Source organism: Micromonospora sp. NPDC051196, from assembly GCF_040682415.1.
GTDB lineage: Bacteria > Actinomycetota > Actinomycetes > Mycobacteriales > Micromonosporaceae > Micromonospora.
The window spans coordinates 1-13,132 of the sequence record NZ_JBFBAY010000005.1 but is presented as its reverse complement, the minus strand read 5'-3'; the positions used below and the strand labels follow the sequence as shown (position 1 = coordinate 13,132).

Sequence of the window (13,132 nt, the reverse complement as noted above, 5' to 3'; positions counted from 1 at the left end):
GTCAGCTGAAGAAGTAAAGCTGGCTCATGGGGAGGTTCTTGGCCGCCGGCACGGTCGCGTGGACGCCGTCCATCTTCACCGCGAAGGTCTCCGGGTCGACCTCCAGCTTCGGGGTGCGGTCGTTGCGCACCATGTCCCGCTTGGTCAGGTTGCGGCACCGGTAGACCGGCATGACCTGCCGTTGCAGACCCAGTTGCGTGGCGATGCCGTTCTCGTAGGCGGCCTTGGAGACGAAGGTGACGCAGTTCTTGGCGACCTGGGAACCGGTCGCGCCGAACGACGGTCGGTAGTAGACCGGCTGCGGTGTGGGCAGCGACGCGTTCGGATCGCCCATGATCGACCAGGCGATCATGCCGCCCTTGAGCACCAGCTTGGGCTTCACCCCGAAGAAGGCGGGCTCCCAGAGTACGAGGTCGGCCAGCTTGCCCGGGGTCACCGACCCGATGACGTGCGACACGCCCTGGGTGATCGCCGGGTTGATGGTCATCTTGGCGACGTAGCGCAGCACCCGGTAGTTGTCGTTGCTGGACGAGTCCTCGGCCAGCTTGCCCCGGACGTTCTTCATCTGGCCGGCGAGTTGGATGGTGCGCAGCCAGGTCTCCCCGACCCGCCCCATGGCCTGCGAGTCGCTCTGCATCATGGAGATGACGCCCTCGTCGAGCAGCACGTCCTCGGCCGCGATGGTCTCGGTGCGGATGCGGCTCTCCACGAAGGCGACGTCGGAGGGGACCTTCGGGTTGAAGTTGTGGCAGACCATGATCATGTCGTACAGCTCGGACTGGCTGTTGATGCCGTACGGCACGGTCGGTGTGGTCGATCCGGGCAGCACGTTCATCTGGCCGGCCACCTTGATGATGTCCGGCGCGTGGCCGCCGCCGGCGCCCTCGGTGTGGAAGGTGTGGATGGTCCGGCCCTCGAAGGCGGCGATCGAGTCCTCGATGTAGCCGCTCTCGTTGAGCGTGTCGGTGTGGATGCTGACCTGCACGTCGAACTCGTCGGCGACGGCCAGGCAGGACCGGATCACCGCTGGCGGCGCACCCCAGTCTTCATGGATCTTGAAGCTCGGCACCCCGGCCATGATCTGTTCCACCAGCGGCGCCCGGCCACTGCTGTTGCCCTTGCCCAGCAGACCGATGTTGATCGGCAGGTTCTCGAAGGCGCGCATCATGTTGTGGATGTTCCACGGGCCGGGGGTGATGGTGACGCCGTTGGTGCTGTCGGTGGGGCCGGTGCCGCCACCCCACAGGGTGGTCACCCCGTTGCTGAGCGCCGTCTGCACCTGGAACGGCGTGACCAGGTGGACGTGGGCATCGATGCCGCCCGCGGTCAGGATCAGGTGCTCGCCGGAGATGGCGTCGGTGCCCGGCCCGGTCACCAGCCCGGGAGTGACCCCGTCCATGATGTTCGGGTTGCCGGCCTTCCCGACGCCGGCGATCTTGCCGTCCTTGATGCCGACGTCCGCCTTGATCACGCCGAGCAGCGCGTCGAGCACGGTGACGTTGGTGATCACCAGGTCCACCACCCCCTCGGCGTTGGTGGCCTGGCTGCTGCTGCCCATGCCGTCGCGCAGGGTCTTGCCGCCGCCGTACATCACCTCGTCGCCCAGGACGCGCAGGTCCTTCTCGATCTCGATGTAGAGGTCGGTGTCGGCCAACCGGATCTGGTCGCCCGTGGTGGGGCCGTACATCCCGGCATACTCTTGCCGCGAAATCTGACTCATTTATCGCTCCAGGTTCGGTACACGCTCGTCGACGCCTACTGCTTCTTGCTTTCGCCCTGGTCCTGCGCGCTGAACTTGAAGCCGCGTGTCCTGGCGTTGTGCAGCGACTCGGCGCGATCCGGTCGGTAGTCCGGTGGCGTCGGGTCGTCCCCGGTCCAGCCCTGCACCAGGCCGTTGAACCCGTACACGCGCTGGAGGCCGCCGAAGGGAACCAACTGCACGGTCTTGCGGTCACCCGGCTCGAACCGGATCGACGTGGTCGCCGGGATGTTGAGCCGTTTGCCGAAGGCGGCGGGTCGATCGAATTCGAGGTACCGGTTCGCCTCGAAGAAGTGGAAGTGGGAACCGACCTGGATGGGCCGGTCACCGGTGTTGTGTACGACGAGTTCGATCACCGGACGGCCGGCGTTGAGCTCCAGCGGCTGATCGCTGAGCTTGTATCCGCCGATCGGGCGCAGGTGCTTGGAGTTCGGCCCCGGATGTTGTTTCGCCATTTCTTCCTCGCTCTGTCACGGAAGGGAGCGCTCACTGAATGGGAGAGTGGATGGTGACCAGCCGGGATCCGTCGGTGAACACCGCCTCGACCTGGAGCATCGGGATCATGTCCCCCACACCGGGCATGACGTCGTCGGCCTTGAGCACGGTGCGCGCGTCGTTCATGACCTCTTCGACGGATTTGCCCTCGCGGGCGCCCTCCAATGCTGCCGCGCAGATGACCGCCACCGACTCGGGATGGTTGAGCTTCAGCCCCTTCGCCCGTCGGGCATTGGCCACCATCGCCAACGAGAGGATGGTGAGCTTGTCGAACTCTCTCGGCGTGAGATGCATGTCCTGATCCTTCTCAGCAGTCGCCGGTTGGCGTCCCCGCTCATCGACCTACCGATGCCACGTCCGACTGTATGACCGATTAGAGGTCTATGCGGGTGTTTGGGACGATAGGCAGGTTTTAAGGCCTTTGGTGACCGCGCGCCCTGCCCCCGGCCAGCCACATGTCCTGGATCTGCTCCAGCGTCTTGCCTCTGGTCTCGGGCAGGTACCGCCAGACGAACAGGAAACCGAGGGCGCACAGCCCGGCGAAGAGCGCGAACACACCGGCCCGGCCGAGCGCGTCGAGCAGGCTCAGGAAGAACTGTGTGATCACGTACTCGGCACCCCAGTGGGTCGCCGACGCGATGGCGACGCATCGTCCCCGGATCGGGCCGGGGTAGATCTCGTTGATGATGGTCCAGGTCGCCGGGCCGATCGTCATGGCGTAGAAGGCGATGAAGAGGATCACCCCGGCCAGCAGGAAGACACCTGCATCGGGAAGCCCGGCCGTCTGCGTACCCGAGCGGCCGGAGCCGAGTTGACGGAAGCTGACGCTCACCATCACCAGCGCGCCGGCCATGCCCAGCAGCCCCACCAGCAGCAGGGGCCGGCGGCCCACCCGGTCCAGCAGACCCACGGCCACCAGGGCAAAGACGGTGTTGACGGCGCCGATCGCCCAGGTCGTGGCGGACAGTTGTGCCTCCGACGTCCGGAAGCCCGCCGCAGCGAAGATCGAGTCCGCGTAGTAGATGATCCCGTTGATGCCGGTCGTCTGCTGGAACAGCGCCAGTCCGACCCCGAGGGCCAGTGGCCGCCGCCACCGTGGAGAAAGCAGTTCCCGCCAGCTCGCCTGCCTGCCCTGGAGGCTTTTCTCCATGTCGTGCAGCCGCGACTGCACCTTTGCCCGGGGCACCGTCCGGGCCAACGAACGCTGCGCCCGGCTCCGGTCGCCCCGGCGCAGGTACCAGATCGCCGAGTCCGGTATCACGACGGTGATCAGGATCAGCGCGACGCCCAGCAGCACAGCCACGCCCAGCAGATAGCGCCACGATCCGGATTGGGTGAAGATCTCGTCGGCCAGGTAGCCGATGAAGATCGCGGCGGTGATCGAGAACTGGTAGACCGCCACCAGGCCGCCCCGGATCCGCTCGGGAGCGGCCTCGGCCGCGAACATCGGCCCGGCGACCGACGCCACTCCGATTCCCAGGCCGAGCACCAGGCGCGCACCGGAGAGCACCGCGATGCTCGGCGCCGCGGCCTGCACGATCGTGCCGACGATGAACGTGGCGGCGGCGACCCACAGTGCCCCCCGCCGACCCACCCGGTCGGCGAGATGACCCCCGACCAGCGCACCGACCAGCGCACCGATCGTCACCCAGCTCGCCGCCGCCTCGATCGCGAAGGTGTCCGCGTCGAAGGCCCGGCGGATGTCGTGCAGCGTTCCGCTGACGACGCCCTGGTTGTAGCCGAAGAAGGCGCCGGAGAGAACGACGATCGAGATGATCGCCACGAGATTGCGTCTGGGGGGTCTGGTTCGACCGGCCGTGCCGTCACCCGTCGCCACGGTCACCTCTCCCGCCCAGATTCACCACCTCATGCACTTTGTAGCAAGAATGAGAGGTTTACGGATCTGGACGGAAAAGTCCCTCAGTGGGCGGGTACGGGGCGACGGGTCAGCACCTGCGGGCCGGCGGCGGTGATGGCGACCGTGTGTTCGGAGTGGGCGGTGCGGGAGCCGTCGGCGGAGCGGATCGTCCAGCCGTCGCCGTCGTACCTGATCTTGTCGGTGGAACGGCAGAACCAGGGCTCGATGGCGATGGTGAGGCCGGGGTCGAGTTTCACGCCACGGCGAGGGCGACCGTTGTTGGCCACGTGCGGGGCCTCGTGCATGGTGCGGCCGATGCCGTGACCGCCGAACTCGGCGTTGACCCCGTAGCCGTACGTCTCGGCGACCTCGCCGATCGCGGCGGAGATGTCGCCGAGGCGACCGCCGGGCTGCGCGGCGGCGATGGCGGCCTCCAGTGCGACCTCGGTGGCCTCGATCAGCCTCAGGTCCGCGGGGTCGGGGGTGCCGACGACCAGGGAGAGCGCGGAGTCGGCGACCCAGCCGTCGATTCCGACGGCCATGTCGATGCTGAGCAGGTCACCGTCGCGCAGCAGGTAGTCGTGGGGCAGGCCGTGCAGCACCGCGTCGTTGACCGACAGGCACAGCACGTTGCGGAACGGGCCCCGACCGAACGAGGGGGCGTAGTCCCAGTAGCAGGATTCGGCGCCGCGTTCGGCGATCCGGCGGCGCGCGTGGTGTTCGAGGTCCATCAGGTTGACGCCGACTGCGGCGACACTGCTCAACTCGGCGAGCAACTCGCCGACGAATTGGCCGGTCACCGCCATCCGGTCGATCTCGTCGGTGGACTTGAGCTCGATCACGACAGCCCCCTTCCGCGAAGCGGTATTTTTATACCACGCCGGGTCGGGCGTACCGGAGGGATATCCTGCTGGCATGGTTCGCCAACCACTCACCGCCGAACAGATCGCAGCGGGCCAGCGCCTCGGAGCGGCGCTCCGGGTCGCGCGCGCCGGCCGCAGCCTCGTCGAAGTGGCCCTGGCAGCCGGCATCTCCCCCGAGACGCTGCGCAAGATCGAGGCGGGCCGCCTGCCCGCACCGGCGTTCGGCACCGTGGTCTGCCTCAGCCAGGCCCTCGACGTACCGCTCAGCGACCTGGCCGCCGTCTGGCTGGCCGACATGCCCATCCGCCAGGCGTCCTGAAACGATTCCCGCCGCCACGTCATGCCAGGAGCTGTGGCGGGCCCGGCTCCGCAGGCTCACCCGAACGTACCCGCCGACGACTGCCGGCGCCTCAGCTACCCAACGTCAGGTTGTGCTGCTCCAGCGCACTCTGGATGATCCCGAGTGCTTTCGGTCCCATGCCGTGCAGCTTGGCCAACTCCGCGCGCGACACCCCGACAAGGTCGCGCAGCGTCGAGTAGCCGGCGTTGTTCAACGCCCGCGTCGCCGGCGCACTGATCTTCGGCAGGGTGTCCAGATCGGAACTCACACACCCGATCCTAAGCCCGTGGACAAATCTCGCGAATCACTCGCCACCCTGGTCTGGTAGCTGGCGGCGAACCTCGGCGAGGAGATCGACCTGTGTTCGCCAATCCGGGCCGGAAAGTCCGATGACCACATGGCTCGCGCCGTGCGCGGCGTACTCCGCGAGGCGTTCGGCGGCCTCGTCCGGCCCCCCGGTGACGGGAAGCGCCTCGGCGTCGCCGACGGTGTGCCGGTACGCGCCGGCCAGTCCCGCCGCCAACTCCGTACGGGAGGGGGTGCCAGGGGCGTCGCCCAGCGCACCGGTGGCACCGATGGTCACCGTCGGCACCGGTCGGCCTGCGGCGGCGGCCACCGCGTTGAGCCGCGCCCGGCCCGCCGCCAGCGCTATCGGGGTGATCAGTGACGGGAACCAGCCGTCGCCCAGCCGGGCCGCCCGGTCGATCGCCACCGTCGAGGCGTTGCCCACCCACACCGGCGGAACCTCGACGCCGGGCGAGAGGGCGACCACGCTTCCGTCCGGCGTCGTCACCGACTCGCCCGCCAGCAGTCCGGGTAGCAGCCGTAGCGCGGTGTCGGTACGCGGGCCGCGCTCCCGGAAGGCGACACCCGCCGCTGCCCACTGCGCGGCACCACCACCGGAGCCGACACCGAGCAGGAGACGGTTGCCGGCGACCAGTTGCAGGCTCGCCACCTGCTTCGCGGCCCAGACCAACGGGCGGATCGCCGGGATGAAGACGCTCGCGCCGATCCGGATGCGGGCGGTGGCGGTCGCGGCGACGGCCAGGGCGATCGTGCAGTCCACGGTGGGCATCCCGACAGCGAGATGATCGCCGTGCCACACGCTGTCCAGGCCGGCGTCCTCGGCGTGGCGGGCGGCAGCGGCAAGGTCGAGGGAGTCTCGCCGTTGAACAGTCACGGAGGGCAGGATCACGCCAACCTTCATCGGACCAGGACCACCTTGCCCCGGCCGTGGCCGGTCTCCACCTCCCGATGGGCGTCGGCAGCCTTCGCCATCGGATACGTCCGGCGGACGAGGAAGCGCAAATCACCTGCGGCGTGAAGGGCCGCGAGGGCGGCGAGACGGGCAGCGGAACGCAGGTTCGGGGTGGTCCGGATGCCGAGGTCGGCAGCGCGGGCGTGCTCGGTCAGGGTGAGAATCCGGGAACGGTCTGCGCACAGGGCCAGGGACGCGGTGAGGGCCTCGCCGCCGGCACCGTCGAGCACCAGATCGGCATTGTCCGGCAACCGGCCGCGAAGCCGGTCGACCAGGTCAGGGCCGTAGACCACCGGCACCGCGCCCAGGGTACGCAGATAGTCCTGGTTGGCGGCGCTGGCCGTACCCACCACACGGGCTCCTGCCCGCCGCGCGAGTTGCACCGCGACCGCGCCGACGGCACCGGCCGCACCGTGCACGAGCAGGGTTTCGCCGTACCCGGGCCGGATCTGTTCGAGGGCGATGTGCGCGGTCTGGGCTGCGCCGCTGAAGCCACCGGCGACCTCCCAGGGCATCCCGGCCGGCTTGGCGGTCACCTGGTCGGCGGGCACCACGACGAACTCGGCCGAGGAGTTCATGAAGCCGAAGCCCAACACCTCGTCACCAACGGCGACCCCGTCGACCCCGTCGCCAACCTGATCGACCACTCCGGCGAACTCGTTGCCCGGCACGGCAGGCAGTGCGGCCTGCGCCCAACCGGGCGTACGCCCGGCGCGTACCGCGCAGTCGATGGGCTGCACGCCGGCCGCCCGCACACTCACCCGGACCTGGCCGTGCCCCGCCTCCGGAGTTTCGACCTCACCCCACTCCAGCACCTCCGGCCCGCCGACCTGCCTGAACACCACCGCCAGCATGCGTACGCCTCCCGTGATCCGTCGTCGCAGGAGCCAGTCTCAAACCTCAACCACACGTGAGGTCAAGGGACGGTCGCCGAGCGACGGCGCGCTGCATGCCGGCGCACGGGTCGACGGCGTGCGGGTCAGCGGAAGTCGTCGGCGTGGTCCTGCGCCCACCTGGCGAACGTCCGGGCCGGGCGACCGGTCACCTGCTCCGCGGTGGGCAGCGGTCCGACCGGCGCCGGGTCGGACGGCGCTGCGGCGGCCGGGTCCGGCTGGTCGCCCACGAGTCCGGTGTCGTTACCGGAGTAGTCCTCGAAGCCGAGGAGGAAGTCGGCGTTCGCGGCGGCGAAGCCACCCTGTTCGCGGTAGAGCTGCCGGGCCCGATCCGGGGTCACGACCTCCAGCCGTACGTCTTCGCTGATCGCCTCGGCGATGGCGCGTACCTGGTGCCGGCGGCTGATGAACTGGGGTCCGTTCACGTCGTACGCGCGGCCGGCGTGGCCGGTGTTCAGCAGCGCGGTGACCGCCACGTCGGCGATGTCACGCTCGTGCACCGGACACCACGCCGCGTCTGGGAACGGATCCCGGACCACTCGCTCGGCACGGATCGTCGGTCCCCACAGCCAGAGCTTGTTGAGCATGAACTCGCCCGGACGCACGTGCGTCCACGCGACGCCTGACGCCTCCACGGCCTGCTCGACCGGCAGGTGGTAGTCGGTGTCGAAGCCGGCGGTGACGGCACCGGACGAGAGTACGACGATGTGCTGCACGCCGGCCCCGACCGCACGACCGACGACCTCGCGCGCGGTCGCCGGGACCGGGTACAGGTACAGGCGCTGTATGCCGTCGAATGCGGACGCCAGTGTCGAGGGATCGGCGAGGTCACCGGCGACGACGTCGACGCCGCCGGGCAGCCGTGCCGTACCCGGATCGCGGGTCAACGCCCGCACCCCGGCACCGGCGGCGACAAGCCCTTCCACCACGAGCCGGCCCACGTTGCCGGTCGCACCGGTCACCAGAATCGTCATCTGCTGCTCCGTACGTCTCAAGGGGATGCGGCGCGCGGGGCCGTCGCGACGGCGCTTCGGTTTACCAGCCGTCGGTGCCGCGCTGCGCACATCGTGACGTGACGTGGCAGTACTGGGCAAACACGAACAGGTCATTCACGTTTGCCGACCGGCCTCGCCCCGGAGGACCTCATCGCCACCGAACGGATCGCCCAGCGACTGGAAAAACCCCGCAACCCGCGACGATCCGGCAGCCACTCCCAGGTGAGTGATGGGGACTGAACAGGTCGTTCCCGATTTCACATTTCCGGTCGGCCGAGCGCACCATCTTGCCCCTGGTAGCGACGTCGGAGCGGTGACCGATATTATCCAGATGCAGCCACCCAAAAAGCTATTAAGCGCGTTTCGATGGCGGGCTGGATAGATCGCACAGCCACCGGATTATTTTCGATTTTACAGGGACCATATATCGATCCCCGGACGCAGTGGGGCGCCTAGCCGACACTGAATAATGGCAGCTCAAAAGGCTGCCAGAGTGCCGGCTAGGCGCGCTCGTTGAGCCAGCGACAGAGGCGAGCCCAGTCACTGGCACTAGACCACTGAACTTCAGACGGCGTTGGCCACTCCGCGAACGGCGTTGGCCACCCCGCGAACGGCGTTGGCAACTCCGCGAACCTCACCACGCACCATCGTGATCACCTCCTCGAATTAAGGACCATGATGTGGAATCAGCGTACGCGAATGGCGTCGCGATCGATACTCCCGGCAGACGTTCTTTCTCAGTCTGTCAAGCACACATCACTTCCTCATGCACAACAACCGACCACAGAACATCAGGTAATGCACTGAATGGTCGCCCCCCGTCAATACCGTCGCGTTACAGTCCGAACTGGACACCTGTTGACCAACGAAGCTATCGCGAGTTGATCTATAAGCGCTGCGAAACGGTGATCGACACCCTCGTGAGCCGAGGACCACGTTGGCGTGCACACCCTGGCGACGATCGGTCGAACTGCTCGCTTCAGCCTCTGCGGCGAGTTCGGCAGCGTTCTGGGTCGCGAAATGGGGCTGTCGCGGCAACCGTGCCGCCTGCTCACACGGCGTCTCGATCTGCCGTCGTTGGTGACTGGTTGACGGCGTTACCGGGCTCTACAGCAGGACGTATGCGCATCCTCAGCGGCGTCGCGGGGGGAGCCAACAGAGTGGCGAGGGCTCGCAGGATGGCCGGACGCTCGGTTGGTTTTGTGCCTCGTAGCGATATCACCACGATGACGACACGGGCAACAAGAGCTAGTACGGGCACGAGGACCCAGGCCAAGATCCCGATGGTGATTCCCATCGAAGTCCCTCCCATCGCTCGGGTCGAGCGATGGGGTCAGCGACCTCGGCTCGACCAGGGTTGGTCGGCCGAAGGTCTCCCCCAGCCCATTCGTGGGCCCTCAGCCCCGGGCGCGCTACCTGTGCTGCGCCTCAGTCGGGAACCAAGCGGAGGGGTACTCCCCTTCTAGCTAGGCGAATTCTAGAACGTAGTCGGGTGGGACGCACGAGATCATCAGAGCAGAACAGTGGCTGGTCAGATCGTCGGGTCACCGAGAGCGACACACACGTTGTCCTGTCGACCGATACTCAGCGTCAGCGTACGGGTGCCGGCCGGGTCGATCGAGATGACGTGCAGCCCGTCGAGGATGTAGTAGCCACGCTGGTGGTGGTCTCCCGGCCGGAAGCCGAACCCCGCCGGCCCGAAGATGGTGTAGCGCAGCCACCCGCCGTCCGGGCGGTATTCGAGCAGCCCGGACCCGCCCGCGTCTCGGCGTACGGCCTGCCCGGTGTCGGCGTTGACGAAGTCCACGGTCAGCGGGCCGGCGTACTCCTCAAGTCGGACGGCGCCGGTGGCGTACCGAGCGAGCACCCGGACCCGTACGTCCTGGGAGACGACGCGGACCTGGAGGGGGAACGAGCAGTAGCGGCCGGCCGGCCCGGTCCATTCCTCCTGGATGGACGGACGCCAGGGTTCAGGGCGGAGGCCCTCCCCGCCTCGCCCACCGGGCAGGGCCACCTCGGCCCCGACGTCCCGAGCGACCGCCGGGCTTGCGGGCGTGGTCACGAGGGCCGTGGACACCATCAGCGTGCCGAGCAGAGACCAAGTGACGATCTTTCCGAGGCGCATGTCATCCGCCTAACCAGGAGATGCGATTTAACCGGTGTGAAGGACACTACTGGTTAGCCCCGCCGAGTCAAGGCACACTTTGGGGCATGCACTGGGTCCACGTCGACGGCTATCCGATGCCGATCCTGGTCGGCGGGCATCCCGCCCTGGAGCTCTGCAACACCTGGGCCGGCTGGACGGAACCACCCGGCCCGGAACGGGAGTGGCTGCGCGACTTCGACCGCCTGGCGGTGTGGACCAGGCATGTCCAGCTCCTCACTCCGACCACCGTCGCTCGACTCCGCGAAGAGGGCCGCCGCCAGCCTTCCGCCGCACACGAAGTGCTGGTGGCGACCCGGCTGCTGCGTACGGCGTTGCACGACGTCCTGCTCGACCCGGGCGACACCACGGCTTTCCGGCACGTCGCCGAGCAGGCACACCGAGCCGCCGCCGCGGCAGTGCTGGAGTCGGACCAGGACGGGCTCGCCCACTGGTCGCTGCCCGACGATGTCGGTCTGGGGCTACCCCTGTTGGCCTGTGCCCGGGCCGCCGCCGACCTGCTCACCTCCCCGGCCCGCGCCGAGGTACGCGCCTGCCCGGCCGACGACTGCGGATGGATCTTCCTCGACCGACGCGGCCGACGTCGCTGGTGCAGCATGGCCACCTGCGGCAACCGGGCCAAGGTACGGGCCTACGCCGCCCGCCGAGCGCCGGACTGACCAGTATCACGAAGACCGCCACTGCGGTCCCTCTGCTTGCCGTTCCGATAAGCCGGTGGAGATCAAAGGTCACGCAACGTCGAATAGTCAGCGCTGGTCAAGGGACCGCAGCGTCGGCGGCGGCCTGAGGAGAGCCGCCGCCGACGCTGCCCGGCGTCAGACCCGGGAGGTGAAGGTGGCCAGGAAACGGTGCGGGGTGATCACGCCGGCGTTGTCGAAGCAGATCACGTCGACCTCGGCGTCAGTGGTGTACGACCAGGGTTGGGTGAGGTGGCAGTAGTTGCTGCCCTGGCCCTGCGCCACGACCTGGGCGTGCGTCTCCCTGATGCCGAGCTGCGGGAAGGTCGCCAGATAGCGGCCGGTGGGCGCCAGCGGCGCCACCGTGTTAGCACCGACACCGACCACTGAGTTGTAGTTGGTCGGCCCACCGACGGCGGTACCCAGGTATCCGAAGTACGACGGCGGGCCGAGGGAACCGATCACCGGCCGCTGACGGTGGTACGAGAGGACGAAGTCAGTGTTGACCAACGCGCCGGCCTGGTCGTAGCAGAAGACCTCCACCTGCACGGTGGTGCCGACCGGGCTCCAGGAGTAGACCTTGCATCGGCGGGGAGCGGCGTTCGGTTGCACTGCGGTGACCTGCACGTTGCCGGCGAGCACGCCGGACAGCCCCACCCCGGGCAGCCGCACCACGTACTGCCCGACGCCGAACGCCCCGGCCGCGTTCCCCATGCCCGTGGAGTTGTACGACTGCGTCAACGCGCCGCCAGCCCACTGCACGTATGCGTGGGAGGTGGCGGCCGGCACCGTGCCCGAGCTGGTCGTCCAGAGCACGGTGAACGGGGTGTCCTCGCGCGTGCCACCGGGCCTGTGGCACTGCACGTCGACGATCTGGTCGGCGCCGGACTGGAACCAGCGAACCACCTCGCAGTAGTGCCCGCTCCGGTTCACCGGGGTCACGTGCGGCACGCCCCGCGAGCTGGCGCCCACCTGCGGGAAGCGGACCTGGAACCGGCCAGGTGCGAGCTTGATGCCGTCGGCCCAGGCGGTCGGGAATGCCGTCTTCCAGCTGCCCCACTGCCGGGTGGTGTCAAGCACGGTCCAGACCGGCACGGTGGGGTCCTTGACGTAGGCGAACCCCCAACGGTCAGCGGTGGCCGCTGCGGCAGGTGCCGCTGGCACGAGTACGCCGGCGGCGGCCAGGACGGCAGCCAGCGCTGTGGTGACCAACGATCGGAGACGCATGTGTTCCTCCATTCGACCGGAACATGACGCACAGGAGTGTCCGAGCGGTAATGACCTGGCCACAATCGGCATCGCCAATGTTTCGGTGTCGTGTAACAACCACCTCCGGCATGTATCAAAGTCGGCCACCGCGACTCATTCATAGAAGCGCTGTTGCCCGGTGGCTTCATCGCGGACAGCGGGAGTGCATGACAGCACGGGGATCGAACCAGGCTCACGGATGGAGTCCCGCCCGGCCGTCACCGCGCTGGACATCGCCGCCGCAGGCGACATCGCCGCCATGGAGTCCTTCTTCGGTCTCCTGCAGAACAAGGTGCCCTGAACCGGCGATCACGGGCCGCCCGCGCGGGCAACTACGGATCGTGATCGTGACCTGGATCGAACGGACCCATCACCGTCGTCGTCGACAGCGGTCGCCGGCACCGAACTGGCAGCGGGCTCCTGACCGAGGAGGGACGCCTCGCTCACAAGCTCCGTGTCGCGTCCACAGCCGCGTCGACAAGCTCAGTGAGCCATTCCGCGCAAGCGGGAGGTAGCAGAAAGTAGCCGGCCGGTATGCCCGGAAGGTGCGGGACGCGCCAGTTCTGGGTGGGGTACGTAGAA

13 protein-coding genes and 1 pseudogene are annotated in these 13,132 nt (G+C 68.2%); 3 read left to right on the top strand and 11 right to left on the bottom strand.

Annotation, left to right across the window (positions count from 1 at the left end; genetic code table 11):
* Position 1 precedes the first annotated feature (1 nt).
* The 5 genes from AB0M35_RS12390 to map all read right to left on the bottom strand — a co-directional run bounded on the left by AB0M35_RS12390 (position 2) and on the right by map (position 4,954).
* Complete coding sequence (locus tag AB0M35_RS12390; protein ID WP_363744559.1) at positions 2-1,720, bottom strand: urease subunit alpha; 1,719 nt, start codon at positions 1,718-1,720, stop codon at positions 2-4.
* A 35-nt stretch (positions 1,721-1,755) separates the two neighbouring features.
* A complete protein-coding gene (locus AB0M35_RS12385; protein ID WP_363744557.1) occupies positions 1,756-2,214 on the bottom strand; it encodes an urease subunit beta in 459 nt (152 codons plus the stop codon).
* Between the two features lie 31 nt (positions 2,215-2,245).
* Positions 2,246-2,548 carry an urease subunit gamma gene (locus AB0M35_RS12380; RefSeq protein WP_363744555.1) on the bottom strand — a complete coding sequence of 101 codons (303 nt, stop codon included), beginning with the start codon at positions 2,546-2,548 and terminating at the stop codon, positions 2,246-2,248.
* A gap of 118 nt (positions 2,549-2,666) precedes the next feature.
* Positions 2,667-4,037 (bottom strand): sugar porter family MFS transporter, encoded by a 1,371-nt coding sequence (locus tag AB0M35_RS12375; RefSeq protein WP_363744553.1) that lies wholly within the window; start codon positions 4,035-4,037, stop codon positions 2,667-2,669.
* A 137-nt stretch (positions 4,038-4,174) separates the two neighbouring features.
* Positions 4,175-4,954: a type I methionyl aminopeptidase gene (gene map / locus AB0M35_RS12370; RefSeq protein ID WP_363744551.1), complete on the bottom strand. Its 780-nt coding sequence runs from the start codon at positions 4,952-4,954 to the stop codon at positions 4,175-4,177.
* Between the two features lie 73 nt (positions 4,955-5,027).
* Between map and AB0M35_RS12365 the strand changes: the two genes are divergently transcribed.
* Positions 5,028-5,294, top strand: a complete 267-nt coding sequence (locus AB0M35_RS12365; protein ID WP_363744549.1) for a helix-turn-helix transcriptional regulator — start codon at positions 5,028-5,030, stop codon at positions 5,292-5,294.
* A 91-nt stretch (positions 5,295-5,385) separates the two neighbouring features.
* Here the strand turns inward: AB0M35_RS12365 and AB0M35_RS12360 are convergent, their stop codons facing one another.
* The 4 genes from AB0M35_RS12360 to AB0M35_RS12345 form a co-directional block, all read right to left on the bottom strand.
* Positions 5,386-5,583: a helix-hairpin-helix domain-containing protein gene (locus AB0M35_RS12360; RefSeq protein WP_327021965.1), complete on the bottom strand. Its 198-nt coding sequence runs from the start codon at positions 5,581-5,583 to the stop codon at positions 5,386-5,388.
* A 36-nt stretch (positions 5,584-5,619) separates the two neighbouring features.
* Positions 5,620-6,495 (bottom strand): LLM class flavin-dependent oxidoreductase, encoded by an 876-nt coding sequence (locus AB0M35_RS12355; protein WP_363744547.1) that lies wholly within the window; start codon positions 6,493-6,495, stop codon positions 5,620-5,622.
* A 23-nt stretch (positions 6,496-6,518) separates the two neighbouring features.
* Positions 6,519-7,427 (bottom strand): NADP-dependent oxidoreductase, encoded by a 909-nt coding sequence (locus AB0M35_RS12350; protein WP_363744545.1) that lies wholly within the window; start codon positions 7,425-7,427, stop codon positions 6,519-6,521.
* A 125-nt stretch (positions 7,428-7,552) separates the two neighbouring features.
* The gene (locus tag AB0M35_RS12345; RefSeq protein WP_363744543.1) at positions 7,553-8,440 is read right to left on the bottom strand and encodes an NAD(P)H-binding protein; all 888 of its coding nucleotides are present in this window, start codon (positions 8,438-8,440) and stop codon (positions 7,553-7,555) included.
* 939 nt (positions 8,441-9,379) lie between these two features.
* Between AB0M35_RS12345 and AB0M35_RS12340 the strand changes: the two are divergent.
* Positions 9,380-9,488, top strand: a pseudogene (locus AB0M35_RS12340) (SMI1/KNR4 family protein); the annotation flags it as partial.
* 504 nt (positions 9,489-9,992) lie between these two features.
* Here the strand turns inward: AB0M35_RS12340 and AB0M35_RS12335 are convergent.
* Complete coding sequence (locus tag AB0M35_RS12335) at positions 9,993-10,586, bottom strand: hypothetical protein (protein WP_363744541.1); 594 nt, start codon at positions 10,584-10,586, stop codon at positions 9,993-9,995.
* An 86-nt stretch (positions 10,587-10,672) separates the two neighbouring features.
* Here AB0M35_RS12335 and AB0M35_RS12330 point away from each other — a divergent pair, with 86 nt between their 5' ends.
* Entirely contained in the window at positions 10,673-11,284 is a 612-nt protein-coding gene (locus AB0M35_RS12330) for a CGNR zinc finger domain-containing protein (RefSeq protein WP_363744539.1), read from the top strand.
* Between the two features lie 156 nt (positions 11,285-11,440).
* Here the strand turns inward: AB0M35_RS12330 and AB0M35_RS12325 are convergent, their stop codons facing one another.
* A complete protein-coding gene (locus tag AB0M35_RS12325) occupies positions 11,441-12,529 on the bottom strand; it encodes a hypothetical protein (protein WP_363744537.1) in 1,089 nt (362 codons plus the stop codon).
* Between the last annotated feature and the right edge of the window lie 603 nt (positions 12,530-13,132).